Annotated in this window: 10 protein-coding genes; 2 read left to right on the top strand and 8 right to left on the bottom strand. The window is 58.9% G+C overall.

Features of this window, described 5'->3' with window-relative positions; translation table 11 throughout:
* Positions 1–109 precede the first annotated feature (109 nt).
* The 5 genes from LGH74_RS17150 to uxuA all read right to left on the bottom strand — a co-directional run bounded on the left by LGH74_RS17150 (position 110) and on the right by uxuA (position 9,515).
* Positions 110–2,071 carry a RagB/SusD family nutrient uptake outer membrane protein gene (locus LGH74_RS17150; protein ID WP_226177531.1) on the bottom strand — a complete coding sequence of 654 codons (1,962 nt, stop codon included), beginning with the start codon at positions 2,069–2,071 and terminating at the stop codon, positions 110–112.
* 10 nt (positions 2,072–2,081) lie between these two features.
* Positions 2,082–5,180 carry a SusC/RagA family TonB-linked outer membrane protein gene (locus LGH74_RS17155; RefSeq protein ID WP_226177532.1) on the bottom strand — a complete coding sequence of 1,033 codons (3,099 nt, stop codon included), beginning with the start codon at positions 5,178–5,180 and terminating at the stop codon, positions 2,082–2,084.
* 40 nt (positions 5,181–5,220) lie between these two features.
* Positions 5,221–6,021, bottom strand: a complete 801-nt coding sequence (locus LGH74_RS17160; RefSeq protein WP_226177804.1) for an SDR family NAD(P)-dependent oxidoreductase — start codon at positions 6,019–6,021, stop codon at positions 5,221–5,223.
* Between the two features lie 36 nt (positions 6,022–6,057).
* Positions 6,058–8,178 (bottom strand): alpha-glucuronidase family glycosyl hydrolase, encoded by a 2,121-nt coding sequence (locus LGH74_RS17165; protein WP_226177533.1) that lies wholly within the window; start codon positions 8,176–8,178, stop codon positions 6,058–6,060.
* An 86-nt stretch (positions 8,179–8,264) separates the two neighbouring features.
* Complete coding sequence (uxuA, locus tag LGH74_RS17170) at positions 8,265–9,515, bottom strand: mannonate dehydratase (protein ID WP_226177534.1); 1,251 nt, start codon at positions 9,513–9,515, stop codon at positions 8,265–8,267.
* A 365-nt stretch (positions 9,516–9,880) separates the two neighbouring features.
* On the opposite strand from uxuA, the gene LGH74_RS17175 reads away from it, so the two are divergent.
* Complete coding sequence (locus LGH74_RS17175) at positions 9,881–11,020, top strand: LacI family DNA-binding transcriptional regulator (RefSeq protein WP_226177535.1); 1,140 nt, start codon at positions 9,881–9,883, stop codon at positions 11,018–11,020.
* A 178-nt stretch (positions 11,021–11,198) separates the two neighbouring features.
* Here the strand turns inward: LGH74_RS17175 and LGH74_RS17180 are convergent, their stop codons facing one another.
* Positions 11,199–12,044: a phosphatase PAP2 family protein gene (locus tag LGH74_RS17180; protein ID WP_226177537.1), complete on the bottom strand. Its 846-nt coding sequence runs from the start codon at positions 12,042–12,044 to the stop codon at positions 11,199–11,201.
* A gap of 250 nt (positions 12,045–12,294) precedes the next feature.
* Between LGH74_RS17180 and LGH74_RS17185 the strand changes: the two genes are divergently transcribed.
* Positions 12,295–13,140, top strand: coding sequence for an SdiA-regulated domain-containing protein (locus LGH74_RS17185; RefSeq protein ID WP_226177539.1), 846 nt, complete (start codon positions 12,295–12,297; stop codon positions 13,138–13,140).
* A gap of 96 nt (positions 13,141–13,236) precedes the next feature.
* Here LGH74_RS17185 and bglX read toward each other — a convergent pair whose 3' ends face one another.
* Together bglX and LGH74_RS17195 are read right to left on the bottom strand one after the other, a co-directional pair.
* Positions 13,237–15,558 carry a beta-glucosidase BglX gene (bglX, locus tag LGH74_RS17190; RefSeq protein WP_226177540.1) on the bottom strand — a complete coding sequence of 774 codons (2,322 nt, stop codon included), beginning with the start codon at positions 15,556–15,558 and terminating at the stop codon, positions 13,237–13,239.
* A gap of 91 nt (positions 15,559–15,649) precedes the next feature.
* Entirely contained in the window at positions 15,650–17,410 is a 1,761-nt protein-coding gene (locus LGH74_RS17195) for a family 43 glycosylhydrolase (protein ID WP_226177541.1), read from the bottom strand.
* Between the last annotated feature and the right edge of the window lie 98 nt (positions 17,411–17,508).

Genomic DNA, 17,508 nt, shown 5'->3' on the forward strand with positions numbered 1-17,508 from the left:
CACCAATGGGACATTTACTTTTTGGTGCAGATAATGCGTCAAAAAAGGGGGTGAAAAGAATGGGTGCTCACTACGAGCACCCATTCTTTTCACCCCCTTTTCCACCAGGCTATAGGTAGCCGGGGTTTTGATAAGCCGCCTTTACATCTGCTGCTACATCCAGACGATCAAGCTGACCCTGCGGAATAGGACGCAGGTAGTGACGCGGCTCAATGGTACGCGTAACGGTTTGAGGCGTATGGTCTCCGTAGTTGGTTCCTCCAATACGGTAGGTAGACGCTAACTCATTCCATTTTTGAGTACGCACTAGGTCATACCAGCGGTACCCTTCGGCATAGTACTCACGTGAGCGTTCTGCCAGGATATAGTTGATGTCGATAGTGGCCGGAGTGGCTGCAACCATAGCAGCGCTATTGTCCTGCACTTTGGCGGTGTTGCCGTTATTGTCGAAACGCCACTTACCAGCGCGGGCCCGAATAACATTGATCAATTCCCGGGCACCCTGACCCGCTTTGGGAGTAGCGCCTTTTACCGCGGCTTCTGCCGCTACAAAGTACAGTTCCGAGAATTTGGCAATGTTGAACGGACGCGTACTGGCGGCATTGGGTTGGCCCAATCCAGAACCATTATCGGTCCGGTAAGGACCAAGCTTCCAAAGGCCCGGATACACAATTCTGCTGATGCCACGCGGAGAAATTACGTAATCGGCTCGGCCGGGCAGCGTTCCTGCGCCTACATTGCTCGGACCTCCTCCACTAGTGTACGTAATGGCAGTAGCCGGTTCGGCATCCAGGAAAGTCAGGATAGGGTCACCTGGATTTACTGGCAAATTGTTGGCGTTCAATGGCTCTTTTGGCAGAGTGCCACCTGCTTTCGGCCAGTTACCACGATAAACAGTGGTAAAAGTGCCATCATAGCGCGAGTCATTGGTCTTGTCGGCAAAGGTGGTTTCCACTGCACCAATGGTAGGCGCCATCCGGTTCCAGGGGCGGCCTAGCTGCTGCACGGCCTCCCGTTGTACCGAAGAGAAAGGCCCGCGCACCCCTTTGTCGTCTATTCCGGAGCTTCTGATGTTGGTATAGTTCCAGGTCATCATCCAGCCGGCAAAGTTATCCGGGGCGCCACCGCTACCAAAGGTAAGGCTACCGCCATTGTAGAGCTCACTGGACTCGGTGTGGTCGGCAAACAGCAGCATTTCCGTGTTGCGGTCATTGGTTGCCAGGTGTACATCATAGTACGTTGGCTGCAAACGGAACGGACCGGGACTCTCAATGCCCGCCATGGCTACGTCATACGCCTGCTGATAATAATACTGGGCGTTATGACCGGCAGGGTCGGTTCTGGTAGCGGCCGGATAGGTTGGAATATTGTTTGGATTTTCCAGCCACCAGGCATAGGTCAGGTAGGCTTTGGCCAGATACAGGCGGGCAGCTGTTTTAGTGGCCCCCCCTATTACCCGTGGAGTTGCCGGCAAGTCCGCAACGGCCTGCAACAAATCAGGGAAAATGGCTTTGGTATACACCTCCGGTACCGTATTGCGAACCGAGGCTCGGTAGGCATTGGTGTTGAACTCCAGCTCGCCCGCACCCAAATCCAGCGGCACCCCGCCAAAGGTCTGAACCAGCATGAAGTAATCGAAGGCGCGGAAAAACCGTGCTTCGGCCACCAGAGCTGGCGAAATGCTTGCTACTGCGCTGGCATTCTTGATAATACCGTTGGCCGTGTTGATATTCGGAAAAGCCGCTGACCACAATCTATCTGCCCGGCTGTTAGTGGGGTTGAGCGCCGCCCGGCCCGAGAAGTCCATGGCCAGGAAGTTCTCGTCGGCATCCCTACCGTAGGTCACCTCATCGGTACCCGTAAGGGTAGCGTTGTAGAAGTAAGCATCGCCGTAGATGTAGCGCAGGTGGGCATACATGGAAGTCAGGCCACCAGCAACGCCTCGTTCCGTTTGGAAGAAATCGGGCGTGTAAATACTCCTGGGCTCTTCGTCTAAAAGGTCGGAACAACCCGGGGCGGTCAGAGAGATGAGGGCCGCCCCGATAAAGAATTTTATGTTGAAGCTTTTCATTTTTCTCTTTTTAGAAGGTAAAGTTCATACCTACCAGGTAAGTGCGGGTTGCCGGCGAGTTGGTACCAATGGTCAGCAGGCGGTTCGGAACGCCGGTCGTTACGGCCACGTTCTGGTCGGCGTACGAGTTGGTCTCCGGGTCCATGCCCGATTCTTTCTTGTAAGGCGAGAAGATTACAAAGGGGTTCTGGGCCGTTGCGTACACCCGTAGGCGGCTAACGCCAGTGCTTTTCAGCCACGCGTTATTATCGAAGTTGTAGCCCAGCGAAATGGTGCGCACCTTCAGGTAAGAGGCATCGAAGTAGCCCAGCGTACTGGCGTACTTGGGGTTGTCGCCACTCGTGAGGCCACCTGGTTTGGGATATTTGGCTCCCGTATTTTCCGGCGTCCAGTAATCCACTTTCACGTTGCCCCGACGACCGTTCATCAGGTTAAGATAGCCCGATGCGCCATACAGGGTACTGTTGAGAATACCGCCGTTTTGGAAGGCACCTACCACACTCAAGTCAAATCCTTTGTACGCAACCCGGGTGTTCAAACCGCCCTGGAATTTCGGGGTCGCATCCAAGACCTGGCGGTCTTGTGGGCCAATGGCCCGGGTAGGAGTACCATCGGCATTGTAGCCGCCGGTGTATTTTACCTTGATCATGCCCACGTTTCCGCCGGGCTCCAGGATGTTTCTGTAGGGGTCACCTTCCTGCCACAATCCTTCTTTCTCGTAGTCATAGATGACGTTGATCGGCTTGCCCACAAACCACCAGTTGTTTTCATCCCGCTGCTGCTCACCGGCCAGCGAGGTAATCTTGTTGCGGTTGGCATACAGGTTGAAACCCGCTTCCCAGGTCCAGCCGTTTAGATTGTCTAAGATTATCCCGTTCAAAGACAGTTCCACCCCTTTGTTTTGGGTGGTGCCAATATTGGCCGTGTAGCTATCTACGCCCGACGTGGAAGGCAATGGCAACGGCAGCAGAACATCCTCGGTGTTGGTGAGGTAGTACTCAACGGTACCCGAAATGCGGCTGTTCAGGACGGCGAAATCCAAGCCGTAGTTCCAGGTTTTAGAGAATTCCCAACCCAGGTCAGCGTTTGGCAACTGGCTCACGAACAGACCCGTCTGGTAATTGGTGGGGCCAAAATTGTAGGGCCGGGTAGCCAAAAGACCCAGGGTAGCATAGGGGTTGATAGATTGGTTGGACGTTATGCCGTAACCAGCCCGCAATTTCAACAGGTTTACGGCAGAGATACCCTGCATAAACGACTCTTTGGCTATATTCCAGCCTACCGACACGGCCGGGTAGGTTTTCCATTTGTTCCCGGGGGAAAGTCGGGAGGAGCCGTCCGCCCGAACCGTAGCCGATACCAGATACCGGTCATCATAGGAGTACATCACGCGACCCATGTACGACAACAGACCGAATTTCCGGTACGGCTGGTCGTTGGGGTTAACGGTGATTTCGCCGGCGGCAAAGCCCAGATTATAGTATTGGAAGGCGTCGGAAGGAATATCCCGAGCCGCAAGCCGCGTCTGGTTGAACACGTTGTCCGAGGCCGAATACAAGCCGATAATATTCACATTATGCTTGCCCGCAAAGGTGCGGTCGTAGGACAGAATGTTTTCAATGGTCCAGTCTCTGGTAGCCTGGTTGCTAACCGATGCCGTAGAGGGCGTGGTGGGGTTCACCGCGTTGATGCCCTGGCCGGTGTAGGCACCGCCCTGGCTCTGGCGGTAGTTTAGCCCCAGGTTTACCCGATACTTTAATCCCTCGACGCCCGGCATTTTCAGTTCCGCGAACAGGGTGTTGTAGGTGGCAATAGAGTTGGTTTCACTCAACCACCGCTCGCTCAGGTCTTCTACGATGTCTCTGGTATATACCCATTGCTCATCCAAGGGCATTCGGATGGTTCTTTTCAAGCTACCATCCGCATTGTAAGGATTGGCAATTGGCGAAGAGTTCAGGATGCCATATATACCCACGTTGGAGCCCTCAGAGAGGCTATAGGTATTGTTGGTCGTGAAGCCCAACCGGATGTAGTTACCCACTCCCTGGTCGAGCGTGCCCCGCATGGAGTAGCGCGTATATTGCTGGGTAGGAACTACGCCTTCTTCCTTGTAATACCCTGCGTTGAAATTATAACGCCCGTTCTCCGTGCCACCCGAAACCCCTAGGTTGTGGTTGGACTGGATACCCGTTTTATACAGCAAATCCTGCCAATCGGTATTTACATCGTCGGCCTCATCCAGGGCGTTCTTATACAGACCGGCCGCTTTGCGAAGCGCAACAAACTCCGGCCCGTTCATCATGGGATATTTGGCGAAAAGCGTTTTTGCGCCCACAAACCCATCGTACGTTATTTGGGCCTTTTGCCCTTTTTTACCGCTTCTGGTCGTTACCAGGACAACGCCATTGGCCCCACGGGAGCCGTAGATAGCCGTAGCCGACGCATCTTTCAGGATAACTACACTCTCAATGTCGTTGGGGTTGATGTCGCCAATCGAACCTGGGAAAGGAATGTTATCCAATACCACCAACGGATCATTGCTGGCACCCAGGGAGCGGGTTCCGCGAATCCGGATTTGCGTGGCAGCACCCGGCTGGGACGAAGATTGTGCAAACTCCACACCAGGCAAACGACCTTGTAAGGCTTGGGAAATGTTCGCCGCTGGCACTTCGCGCAAAGTCTCGCCAGTGATGGAAGCCACGGAACCCGTTACCGCTTCGGCTCGCTGCGTGCCGTAGCCCACTACCACCACTTCGCTCAGGGCCTTCACGTCGGCGGCCAGCGTTACGTTTATCGTGGGGCCTTCCACCACAATTTCTTTGCTCACGTAGCCTACCGCACTCAGCACCAGCGTGCTACCGATGGGCGCGCTCAGGGTGAAGGAACCGTCGGCATTGGAGGAAACGCCGTTGGTGGTGCCTTTCTGCAGTACGGTCACGCCGGGCAGGGTTTCACCGTTGTCGGAACTGGTGATTTTGCCCGAAATCGTTTGGGTGGCTTGGGCCCAGGCCTGCGAAGGCAGCAGCACCGCACCAGCCAGGGGCAGCCCGGAGGCCACGAATAGCGGCCAGCTCAGGCAGAAGGCCGTTTTGCGTATTGGTTGATACATGGAGTGTGGGAGTTTTATGGTGTTGAATGTGTGCAGTGAATCAGAAGCCGATGGAGTTGCCCCCATCGACGGGCAGCGAGGCGCCGGTGATGTAGCGGGCCGCGTCGGAAGCCAGAAACACGGCGGCGTGGCCGATGTCCTGGGGCTGGCCGAACTTGCCCATGGGCGTGCGCCGCATGGCCCGGTCGCGGCGGTCGGGGTCGTTGTTCATGGCCTTGCGGCTCATCTCGGTTTCGATAAAGCCGGGCGCAATGGCATTGACGCGCACATTGTCGCCCGAAAACTCGGAGGCCAGCACTTTCACCATGCCCTCCACCGCCGACTTGGAAGCGGCGTAGGCCACTACCCTATCGATACCGTAGTAGGCAGCCATCGACGAAATCATCAGAATAACGCCCCGCTGGCGCTGCACCATGCGGCTGGCGCAGGCCCGGGTCAGGGAGAATACCGAGTTCAGGTTGGTGTGCAGGATGTTGTTAAATTCCTCGTCCGTTACCTGCAAAGCGGGTTTTTTGAGGTTAATACCAGCATTGTTCACCACGATATCCAGCGGACCGTGGGTGGCTTCGAGCTGGGCCACCATATCTTCGATGGAAGCCAGGTCGCCGATGTCGTTGACGATATAGTGGGCTGCGTCGCCGAGGGCTTCTACGGCTTCTTTCAGCACCTCCTCGCGGCGGCCGGTGATGACGACGCTGGCCCCGGCATCGGCCATGCAGCGGGCTATTTCCAGCCCGATGCCGGTGCCGCCGCCGGTAATCAGGGCCAGACGCCCTTCCAAGGAAAAGCTGGTCTGGTGGGTAAGGTTGCTGGTATGAACAGCGTGGCCGGTCAGCGGCATGGTTTTCATGTTCATGGCATTTGGGTATTCAACTCGTTAGCGAAGCTGGTAGATGGTCACCAGGCGTTTTATTTCTTCCAGGGTGCGCTCCGGGGGGCTGAAGGGCGCGGGTATGGGCTGCTTGGCGAAGCTTTGGAAGTAGAGCACGCAGGCGTCGCGCCACCAGAGGGCCTCTTTGCGCTGGGTTTGCAGCCGGGCCGTTACATCGGCATGCATTTCGGCATCCACCTGGGGCTTCACTGCGGCCCACTGTTGCTGCATCCAGGTCACGGAGTCGGCGCCGGTGTAGTAGCGGGTGGCCAGCTCGTTCCAGAGGGTGCGGCCGGTGCTGAGCGGCTGCGTCCAGGGCACGTGGTGAAACCAGAGCAGGTAGTTGGGCGGGCAGGTTTTGGGGTCGTTCCACAGCTGCTGCACTTCGGGCTTGTAGAGCGCTAAAGCATTGCTGCCCTTGGCAGTGCGGTCGAAGCCCAGGCCCACGGCGTCGGCCTTGTGGTAGTACACGGCCGTCCAGTCGGGCCGGGCGCTGCTGGCCAGCCAGGGCTCGGGGCCGTAGTGAATGGTTTGGCCCATGATGTGGTGCAACCCCAGCGGCATGGTGTAGCGCGTGTAGATGCCGTGCGACTTCACCATCACGTCAGCAATGGTGCGCACGGCCGGCGCGTCGTTGGTCAAGGTTTGCCGAGTCCATTCTTCGGCAATAGTTTGGGAGGAAAGCGTGTAGTCCCAGGCCAAGCGGCCGAAGGCGTACCAGTTGGCCTGCCCCATGGGGTGGCCGGTCCAGTTGCGGTCCGAGCCGATGTTGGCTACGCCGGCAATGCCGCTGATGGCGTGGTTATCCACCGAGCCGTCGATTACCTTAGCCACCGTCGAGCCTTTACCACCAGCGTAGGTGTCGGCGTCGAGGGTTTCCTTGAACATGGGCGCCAAGTACACCAAGTGCGTGGCAAAGCCCAGGTATTCTTGGGTGAGCTGCACTTCCAGCACCAGCGGCGTGCGGGGCATAGCCCCAAAGAGCGGGTGAAACGGCTCCCGGGCCTGGAAGTCAATCGGCCCGTTCTTGACCTGCACCAGCGTTTTTGGCTTGAAGCGGCCGTCGAGGGGCTTAAATTCCTGGTAAGCTTCCTTGAACCGGTCGCCGTTGGAATTGGCTTTGTATACAAAGGCGCGCCACATTACCAGCCCGTCGTGACTGCCCAGCGCGTCGGCCAGCATGTTGGCCCCGTCGGCATGGTCGCGGCCGTAGTCCTGGGGGCCGGGCTCCCCTTCCGAGTTGGCCTTCACCAGAAAGCCGCCGAAGTCAGGAATGGCCTTGTAAATCTCGTCCGTTTTGCTTTTCCACCACTGCTGCACCTTGGGGTCGAGCGGGTCGGAAGTCGTCAGGCCGCCGATGACCTTAGGCGCGGCCCAGAGCACCGACAGATACACCCGAATGCCGTAGGGGCGCATCACCGAAGCCAACGCGGCTACTTTGCCGAGGTACTCGGGCGTGAGGTAGCGGGCACTGGCATTCACGTTGTTGATCACCACGCCATTGATGCCAATGCTGGCGTTGGCGCGGGCGTAGTCCTGGTAGCGGGGGTCGAGGCGCTCGGGCAGCTCGTACCATTTCCAGATGCTGGAGCCCGCGTAGCCGCGCTCCACGGTGCCGTTGGGGTTGTCCCAGTGGTTGAGCAGGCGGTACTGAATCCGGGGGCTGCTCGTGAGGTCGATATTTTTCAGCGACTGGCGCGTCTGGAGCTGGCGCAGCAGGGCAAACACGCCGTACAGCACCCCCGATTCGCTTTGCCCAGTGATAGTAATATTGCCGTCCTGGGTTGAAATGTGGTAGCCATCCTGGCCAAGCGGCTTTCCGGAAACGTTTGCGGTAGTTGCCACGGTAAGAACAACGCTACCCTGCCCCTTTTTCGCCGCCGACACGATAGATACCGTTTGGCCCACCATGCCCTGCAACCCCTGCTGCAATTCCTCGGCGGCCGTTTTCAGGATAGGCGAGCTGCCTTGGCTGACGATAACCCCAGCCGCTTTCTGGTAGTCTTTGCGCAGCCCGGCGTCCGAAATCAGGTCGTACTTTAGCCACAGCCGGTAGCCATCGTCAGCCAGGCTGCGGTGCGCGGCCCCCACGAAGAACAGAAGTAGCAGAAGTGAGCGGAGTGACATTGGGTGGGTGGGAAAGGTAGGGAGCGGAAAAGGCAGGGAGCGGAAAAGGCAGGGAGCGGAAAAGGCAGGCGGCGGAAAAGCGGGTGCTAGCGGGCCACTAGCGGAAATTCGGTGGTGAGCGTGGCAGCCAGGTGGGCCTCGTGGGCCAGGCCGTGGCGGATGCCGTGCTCCAGGCCGCGCAGCTCGGCCAGCCCGCGCAGGCGGCCAATGGCGGAGTAGCCGGGGTAGGTTTTCTTTTTCAGATCGTCGAGCATCTGGTGGCCGTGGTCGGGGCGCATGGGCAGCTGAGCCGCGCTTTCCCCGGTTTGGGCCCGGCGTTGCTCTTCCAGCACCAGTTCCCGCACTACGCTGTACATATCCACGTCGCCGGTAAGGTGGTCGGCCTCATGAAAGTTGCGCGGGTTTTCCTCGCGCTTGGTGGCCCGCAGATGCACGAAATGAATCCGGGAGCCGAAGCGGCGCACCACGCCGGCCAGGTCGTTATCGGGGCGCACGCCCAACGAGCCGGTGCAGAACGTAAGGCCGTTGGCCGGCGCATCGTAGGCGGCCAATAGCTGGGCCAGGTCGGCTTCGGTGCTTACTACCCGGGGCAAACCCAGCAGCGGATACGGCGGGTCGTCGGGGTGAATGCAGAGGTTGATGCCTACTTCCTCGGCCACGGGGCCCACTTCCCGAATGAAATAGTAAAGGTTGTCGCGCAGGGCCTGACTGTCGATGCTGGCGTACTCATCCAGCAGGGCCTGAAAGCCGGCCAGCTCAAAGGCCTCTTCCGAGCCGGGCAGGCCCAGCAGCACGGTGTTGGTCAGTTCGGCCAGCTGCTCGGGCGTCATGCGGGCAAACTGCTGACGAGCCGCCTCGGCAACTGCCGGCTCGTAGTCGGCTTCGGCGCCGGGACGCTGGAGGATGCACAGGTCGAAGAGGGCAAAATCCTGCCACACGAAGCGCAACGCCAACGAGCCGTCGGGCAGCTGATAGCTCAGATTAGTGCGCGACCAGTCGAGCACGGGCATGAAATTGTAGCACACCGTGCGGATGCCGCAGGCGGCCAGGTTGCGCAGCGACGTTTGATAGTTCTCTATATAGGCAGCGCGCGAGGGCCGGCCTTTCTTGATGTCTTCGTGCACCGGCAGGCTTTCGACCACGGCCCAGTGCAGGGGCGAGAAACTGTTGTTATCGGCTTCGATGAGCTGCTGGCGGCGCTGGATTTCTTCTACCGGCCACACCGCGCCTACCGGCAGCTGGTGCAAAGCCGTGACCACGCCGGCACAACCAGCCTGGCGAATGTCGAAGAGCGAAACCGGGTCGTGGGGGCCGAACCAGCGCATGGTGTGAAGCATAGCAGAGCGGAGCAAAAAATACAATTTTCAGTATCTTTCCAGCCTTTGCGGGCATCTGAACGATACAAGCCGAAACCTGCCGGATAGGCTGATCCAGTGCTTAAAGATAAGGTAGGTAGACCTATCAAAAACAAGTTAAAAACCGCCATAACTCGTTGATTTCGAAATAAAAATACCGAAAACGTTTCCGGAAACGTTTGTGATAGGTATCTTTAGCCAAGCATAGCACAAAAAATATTTCGTACATTATCTTCGAATAATGAAACGGTAAGCCACCCGCTCTGCTACCATCCCACCCGGCTTATTGTTAAAAAATACTATTTGCCATGATAAAGTGCGTTAAATGCAAGCTGGCTGACGATGTCATGAAAGCCGGCTTCATCCGCGGCCGCCAACGGTTCTTCTGCAAGGCCTGCGACTACCACTTCACGGAGGAAAAAACGGCGCTGGTGCCCGAGCGCCGCCGCCATCAGACCACCATCAGCGACGTGGCCAAGGCCCTGGGTGTGGCTTCTTCCACCGTGTCGCGGGCGCTGAACGGGCATAGCGACATCAGCCCCAACACTCGCCAGGCCATTCTGGAAGTGGCCCGCCAGCTCGACTACCAACCCAACTTACTGGCTCAGAGCCTGAAAAGCAGCGAAACCTACACCATCGGGGTATTGATTCCCGACATCGAGCGGCCGTTTTTTGCCACTGCCGTCAGCGGTATTCAGCAGGTGGCGGCCGAGTCTGGCTACCGGGTCATGATCTGCCAGTCGAAGGAGTCGTACCAGACGGAGGTGAGCAACGTGCAGGCCCTGATTGCCAGCCGCGTCGATGGGCTACTGATCTGCCACTCCCGCGAAACCGAGAACTTCGACCACGTGCGCGCCGACGCCTGCCGGGGCATTCCGGTGGTGCATTTCGATAGGGTGTGCAACGAGGTAAACAGCGCCCAGGTGATGCTCGACGACTGGGGCGGGGCCTTTGCCGTAACCGAGCACCTGATTCTGGAAGGCTGCCAGCGCATTGCCATTCTGGCCGGTCCCGAGTCGTTGCTGATCAGCAAGCAGCGCATTGGGGGCTACCTCAACGCGTTGCACCACTACGGCATGGAGGCCCAGGACGAGCTGCGCATTCACACCAACTTCCGGTCTGAGTCGGCCGTGGCGGCCCTCGACCAATGGCTGGCCTTGCCCGAGCCGCCCGATGCCATTTTCGCCGTCAACTACACCAACGCCCTCGACGTGATTCAGGCCCTGAAAAAGCGGGGCATCCGCATTCCGGAGGACATTGCGGTGGTGGGCTACGGCGACGAGTTTCTGGCCTCCATGATTGAGCCAGCCCTGACCACCGTCGACCTGCACCCCTACCGCATCGGGCAGCAGGCCGCCCGCCTGTTTCTGGACCAGGTGCGGCTTAAGGAGAATTTCAAGCCCCGCACCTACGTGCTGTCCGGCGACCTGGTCATCCGGCAGTCGTCGCTAAAAGGCAAAGGGCCATTGTTCCGGCTGAGTATTTAGAGCGGTTTAAGTCGGCTGCTATTGCTGAGTACTTTCAAATAGTCGCCTATAATCCCTAAAAAACGTCGTGTCGACCAACGGGAGACATCTCGTGTGCAGTAGTAATTACACTACCATGGCACGCGAGATGTCTCCCGTTGATCGACATGACGTTCTGTTTTTCTTCCCAAATAGCCAGCTACTGCAGTTGCCAGGTGAAGCGCAGTACCGGCGCGCCGGCCAGGCTGCCAGTGGGCGTGTAGCCGGTTTGCCAGCTGGGCGAAAACCCCATGCCTTTGGGCAGATTTGGCTTCCGTCCCCAGCGGTTACGGTGGGTGAGGTAGCCTAGGTGCGCCGACAGGATGCCGAAACCCGCCCCGGCTATCACGTCGCTCTGCCAGTGCTTGGTATTAATCATGCGCAGGGCAGCCACGCTGGTTGCAATGGCGTAAGCCCCCACGCCATACCACTGACTTTTGTCGCGGAACTCGGTATGTACGATGCTGGCGGCCAGGAAGGCCTGGGCCGTGTGCCCCGAGGGAAAGGAGAGCTTATCCTCCTTATCGGGCCGCTCTTCGCGCACGAGGTTTTTGACGGCGAAAACCGTGGTCAGCATAATAGCTTCGCTTTTCAGCACGACCAGCAGCGTGTTCAGCCGGTCGCTGCGCGACTCGACGCCGGCCAGGGTAACGACGGCCAGCTCGGCGTAGGGCGCAAAAATGAGGATATCGTCCAGCTTGGTGCGGTAGGTGGGGAAAAGCCGGTGAATGTCACGGTTGGCCTGCTCATTCGTATAAAACCCGCGGTTATTGACGTGCAGCGCGCCGTAGGTGATAAGCAGAGCCGGAACGGCCGTGGCCTTCACGATTTTGCTTTTGTACCAGGGCGCCCTTGTTACGGCAGATACCCCGCTCGGATTCTCAAACTTGTGGGTGGTATCGGCGGCGGGAGCAGCAACCGGAGGGGTAACCTGAGCCAGCGCGGGCGACAAAGCCCCAAACCACAGTGCCAAAGCGGCAACTCGACGGGCAATAGCAATGGGCATAGACGTGGAAAAAGGCAAAGAAGATGAATGGAGCAGGAGGCAAAGTTCTCAAAAAGTCGTCTCCTGAATAGCAGCCAATAGGCGGCAGACTTTTTAACGCTCCTGTGCCGTTTCGATGCCGACTACGGATAAGACTGAGCCGCTTACGCGAACCGGCCCGGCCCCGGTTGCGCCGGCGGCGGGAAATACTCAACCCAGCCCGTTTGCCTACGTTGAAAGGATGAACGTTTCCGCCTCTTTTTCCCTCACTATGAAACACTTACTCCTTGGCCTGGCCACCGCCTTGCTGGCCGCAGCCCCCGCCGATGCACCGACTACCTACGATTGGCAGCAGCCCACGGCCACCTACGCCCTGCCTAAGGAGCTACAGGAAATTTCTGGCGTGGCGCTGCTGTCCGGCCAGCGCCTGGGCTGCATCGAAGACCAGACCGGCAGCATTCATATCTATAATCTGGCGACCAAAAAGATTGAGTCCACACTGCGCTTCGGCAAAAAAGGCGACTACGAAGATTTGGCACGACTGAAAAACGGCTGGCTGGTGCTGAGCAGCGACGGGACGCTCTTTAAGTACTCCGACCAGGGCAGCGCGGCCAGCTACAGCACCGGCCTGACCGCGGCCAACAACCCCGAAGGCCTGTCCTACGATGCACGCACCGGCACCATTCTGGTAGCCTGCAAAGGTGCGGCCGGCGTGGGCCAGCCCGAGCAAAAGCGCGCCATCTACCGCCTCGACCCCACCACCTACCAGGCCGAAACAAAGCCCGCTTACCTACTGGATGTAGCCGAAATCATCGAGTTGGACCGCCGCCAAGGCCAGGGCACTACCATCAATAAATTTGCGCCGTCGGCGGTGGCCATTCACCCGCTTACCCGCCACATATTCGTGTTGGCGGCCAGTGGCAATGCCTTGGTCGAAATGGACACCGAGGGTGGGTTGCTGGCCGTGCAGAAGCTGCCGCGCAAGCTGTTTCCCCAGCCCGAAGGCCTGGCCTTCGCGCCCAACGGCGACCTGTACATTGCCAGCGAAATGGGCGACAACGGCAAGTCCGGCGTTATCCAGTTTTTCCGTGCCTCGCCTATTGCAGCCAACAAATGAGTTATTGCCTGACATAAAAAAGGGCGCGCTACCGCAGTAGCGCGCCCTTTTGTTTTGTGGTTCTGACTCTCACCAGCACGACGTTCTCTTTTCGCTTTAGTTGCCCGTCAGCTTGAACGAGGCTTCCTGGGTGTCGCGGGAGTTGGGGCCCACGAACACCTGGAAGTCGCCGGGCTCGGCTACAAACTGCAGGTCGTTGTTGTAGAATTTCAGATCCTCGGCGGTAAGGCGGAAGGTAAGCGTGCGGCTCTCCCCTTTTTTGAGCTTCATTTTCTGGAAGCTTTTCAGCTCCCGTACCGGCCGCGACACCGAGCCCACCACGTCGCGGATGTAGAGCTGGGCCACTTCCTCGCCATCGTAGTTGCCGGTGTTTTTCACGGTTACGCGCACATCCAGGGTGCCACTGGGGCTGAGCGTGGCAGTACTCAGCTCGGGCTTGGAAAAGCTGAAAGTGGTGTAGCTCAGACCGTAGCCAAATGGGTAGAGCGGGTCGTTGGTCACGTCGAGGTAGCGCGACTTGTACTTGTCGAGCGGCTGGTCGTTGAAGGGGCGGCCGGTGCTTTTGTGGTTATAGTAAAGCGGAATCTGGCCCACGGTCTGGGGGAAAGTGGCCGTTATCTTGCCCGATGGATTGTAGGCCCCAAACAGCACGTCGGCAATGGCATTACCGCCCTGCGTACCCGCAAACCAGGTTTCCAGAATGGCGTCGGCGTTCTGATTTTCCCAGCTCAGGGTTAGCGGCCGGCCGTTCATGAGCACCACAACCAGCGGCTTGCCGGTTTTCTTCAAGGCCTTGAGCAATTCCAGCTGCGGGCCGGGCAGGCCAATATCCGAGCGGCTGGCCGCCTCCCCCGACATGCCCTGTGACTCGCCTACTACGGCTACCACCACATCGGCGCCCTGGGCGGCCTGCACCGCTTCCCGAATCATCTCCTCGGCCGGGCGCTTATCCACGTTCAGCTCGCCGCCGTGGGCGTTGAGGCGGTCAATCATCTGCTGGTCGTCGGTGAAGTTGGCTCCTTGCGCCGTCACGATTTTCACGCTGCTGCCCGCCACGTTGCGGATGCCCTGCTCTACCGACACGGCCTGCTTCCAGTCGCCGGCGCCGCTCCAGTTGCCGATCAGGTCGCGTTGCCGGGTGGCCAAAGGGCCCACGAGGGCAATGGTACCGGACTTTTTCAGGGGCAGGGTTTGCTTATCATTTTTGAGCAGCACGAAGCTCTTGCGGGCAATGTCGCGGGCGTCGTCGAGAAACTCCTTTTTCATCAGCGTGGCCTTTGCCCGCTTCTCACTCACGCCCCGGTACGGGTCCTTAAACAGGCCAAGTTTGTATTTTCCTTCCAGAATCCGGCGGCAGGACAAGTCAATAACTTCCTGCGACACGGTGCCGTCCTTGAGGTTCTGGGCCACGTTTTTGAGGTAGATTTCGCCCACCATATCCTGGTCGGCACCGGCGTTGAGGGCCATAGCCGACACCTGCGCGTCGTTGCCCACGCCGTGCGCCACCATCTCGTTGATGGCGGTGTAATCGGTAGCCACGAAGCCCTTGAAGCCCCACTGCTTGCGCAACAGGTCGGTCAGCAGCCACTTATTGCCGGTGGCCGGAATGCCGTTGATGTCGTTGAACGACGACATCACCGAGCCCACGCCGGCGTCGATGGCGGCTTTGTAGGGCGGTAGGTACTCGTTGTACATGCGCGCCAGGCTCATGTCGGTGGTATTGTAGTCGCGGCCGGCCTCGGCAGCTCCGTAGAGGGCAAAGTGCTTGAGGCAGGCCATAACGGTGTTGTTCTTCGTCAGGTCATTGCCCTGGTAGCCGCGCACCATGGCCCGGGCCACCTGGGAGCCCAGGTAGGGGTCTTCGCCGGCGCCTTCGGCCACGCGGCCCCAGCGCGGGTCGCGGGCAATATCCACCATGGGCGAAAACACCCAGTGCAGCCCATCAGCCGCCGATTCCTCGGCCGCAATCCGGGCGCTGCGCTCAACGGCCGTCATATCCCAGGAAGCCGAGAGGCCCAGCGGAATGGGGAAAATGGTGCGGTGACCGTGAATCACGTCGTAGCCAAACATAAGCGGAATGTGCAGGCGGGTTTCCTTGAGGGCCATTTCCTGGAGCTTGCGGGCGGCAATGGGCGTGTAGGTGTTGAACACGCCGCCGACTGAGCCTTTGCGGATATTCACGTCCACGTCCTTGCTCACCACGGGCCCGGTCACGTCGAAGCCCACGGTTATCAGATTGAGCTGGCCGATCTTCTCCTCCAGTGTCATCTTGCTCATCAGCTCGTCGATGAAGCGCTGCATTTTGGGGTCGTCGGTTGTGCTGGAAGCGGCGGAACGGGCGGCTTGCTGGGCGTGCAGCGCGGGGCTCAGCAGCAACCCCAGCGACAATAGCGCGGCGGTACGGAAAGTACGTTTCATGGAAAAAGGAAAGGAAGAATTGGGAAGCGAAACAGAAAAATTCCCGACCGGCAACTTGTGCCCCAGGAGTGGCAGCGGGCCATTGCGGTTGTCATTTAACCGTCAGCACCGGGCTGCGGGCCGACACGCCGTTTTCGTTGAGGGCCTCGATGCTGAAGTAGTAGGGCCGGTCCCGGTCCATGCCCTTGAAATAGTATTCGCTCTGCCCGTGCACCATGATGCAGGAATAGAGCTTATCGGGGGCAATGCCGGTGTAGATATTATAGGCGTAGGCGCCGGGGGCGGCCGTCCATTTCAGCCAGGCGCTGCGCTTGTCCTTCTCGGTGCGCAGCACCACCAGGTCGGCGACGGGCGCGGGGGCCGGACCGGGGCCCAGGCCGAAAACGCGCAGGCCGCTAAGGGCAAATTTGCCGGTGGGCATGTGGCGGTTTTCCAGCTTCAAGAAACGGGTTTTTACCGGCTCCGCCAACTCAATGTAGTCGTGGGGCACGTCGGTTTGATTCTGGCTCTTGTCCGTCAGCAACTTCCATTTGCGCCCGTTCTCGGAATGCCACAGCCGGTACTGGTGAAACGTGCCCGTCTGCTTGCCCAGAAACTCCGCATCCTGGTCGGCATAGTTGATCTGGATGGCTCGCACGGTGCTCATGGCGCCCAGGTCGGTCTGGATAAACTCGCCGGGGTTGCCGGTGGCCGCGCTCCAATAGGTTTTGATGCTTTCATCGACGGCGTAGTTGGGCAAATAGCCGCCGAGCGTGGACGAAACCTGCACCGGCTTCTGGTAATTGAGTAGCATCCAGCCCGTAAAACGGCTTTTGAGGTGGTCGGCAGCACTCGTGGGCAAGTAGTGCGGATAGTCGCCGAAAGTGGTGTTGCTGTAGAGCGTACCGTCGGCATCGAAGCCCGCCGGCCAGAGCCCCAGCCGCCGCTCGAAGTTGTTCTTCACCGATACGACCATCGTGGACAGGTGCCACCAATTGCCCCAAGTGTCCTGAAACGTGTTGCCGTGGCCTGCGCCCCGGGCAAAGCCGCCGGGCTTGTAGGCAAAGGGGTTATGCGGTTGCGGGCTAAACGGGCCCAGCGGCTTGTCCCCCACCTGCACGCCATCGGCGTAGCCGCTGAATTCGGTGCCGGGCGCGCCGTACTGCAGGTAATAGCGGCCGTTGTGCTTCGCCATCCAGGCCCCCTCCATAAAAGGGTCAAGGAACGTGTTATCGAGGTATTCACCGAAGCGCTGCCACCCAAATTTCGTGTCATCTAAGCGTATAAGCTCCTTAGGTTGCCCAATCGGCTGGAAGGTGCGCCGGCTGATCTGCTGGCCGTAGAGCGGCAGCGTATTGGAGCTGCCCCAATACAGGTACAATTTGCCGTCATCGCCGAGGAAGAAAGCCGGGTCCCAGGCCCCGATCTGGAAGGGCTCCACGGCTTCCTTCCACTCGTTGGCCTTGGGGTTAGTGCTCATCCAGATCGGGAAGTTCTTCTCGTGGGTCGAGCCGAAAACCAGCAGCGTGTCGCCTAGTACAAACACTGCCGGGGCGCACAGGTCATCGTACACCTTGTGCTCGGGCTTGAGGAAGGAGCGCGCCACAAACTGCCAGCTGTACAAATCAGGGCTGTGCCAGTAGCCCCACTGGTTGGTGCTGAACAGGTAATACTCGCCCTTAAACAGCGTGATGACCGGATCAGCGGTGGCGCGGTGCCGGCCGGCCTTGGCGAAGTCGGGAATAGGCGTATAGCCGTAGTCCAGGTTCAACGGGTTGCAGTAGGTAAGCTGGCCGGCGCGGCGCGTGGGCTGGGCCTGGGCCGTGGAAAGGCTGAGCCAAGCGGCAAGGCCCAGGAGCAGAATTCGGAGCATAGGCCGGTCGTTGTTAAAAAGAATGCCATGCTTCGACAAGCTCAGCATGATGGATTGCCATTGCACGCGAGATGTCTCGCTTGGGCTCGACATGACGT

The organism is Hymenobacter lucidus (genome assembly GCF_020447265.1).
GTDB lineage: Bacteria > Bacteroidota > Bacteroidia > Cytophagales > Hymenobacteraceae > Hymenobacter > Hymenobacter lucidus.

What these genes read in the sequence shown, in the direction of transcription:
- LGH74_RS17180 (WP_226177537.1), bottom strand. Translation starts at nt 12,044, where the DNA reads ATGCCCATTGCTATTGCCCGTCGAGTTGCCGCTTTGGCACTGTGGTTT.
- LGH74_RS17155 (WP_226177532.1), bottom strand. Translation starts at nt 5,180, where the DNA reads ATGTATCAACCAATACGCAAAACGGCCTTCTGCCTGAGCTGGCCGCTA.
- LGH74_RS17175 (WP_226177535.1), top strand. Translation starts at nt 9,881, where the DNA reads ATGAAAGCCGGCTTCATCCGCGGCCGCCAACGGTTCTTCTGCAAGGCC.
- LGH74_RS17150 (WP_226177531.1), bottom strand. Translation starts at nt 2,071, where the DNA reads ATGAAAAGCTTCAACATAAAATTCTTTATCGGGGCGGCCCTCATCTCT.
- uxuA (WP_226177534.1), bottom strand. Translation starts at nt 9,515, where the DNA reads ATGCTTCACACCATGCGCTGGTTCGGCCCCCACGACCCGGTTTCGCTC.
- LGH74_RS17165 (WP_226177533.1), bottom strand. Translation starts at nt 8,178, where the DNA reads ATGTCACTCCGCTCACTTCTGCTACTTCTGTTCTTCGTGGGGGCCGCG.
- bglX (WP_226177540.1), bottom strand. Translation starts at nt 15,558, where the DNA reads ATGAAACGTACTTTCCGTACCGCCGCGCTATTGTCGCTGGGGTTGCTG.
- LGH74_RS17185 (WP_226177539.1), top strand. Translation starts at nt 12,295, where the DNA reads ATGAAACACTTACTCCTTGGCCTGGCCACCGCCTTGCTGGCCGCAGCC.
- LGH74_RS17195 (WP_226177541.1), bottom strand. Translation starts at nt 17,410, where the DNA reads ATGCTCCGAATTCTGCTCCTGGGCCTTGCCGCTTGGCTCAGCCTTTCC.
- LGH74_RS17160 (WP_226177804.1), bottom strand. Translation starts at nt 6,021, where the DNA reads ATGCCGCTGACCGGCCACGCTGTTCATACCAGCAACCTTACCCACCAG.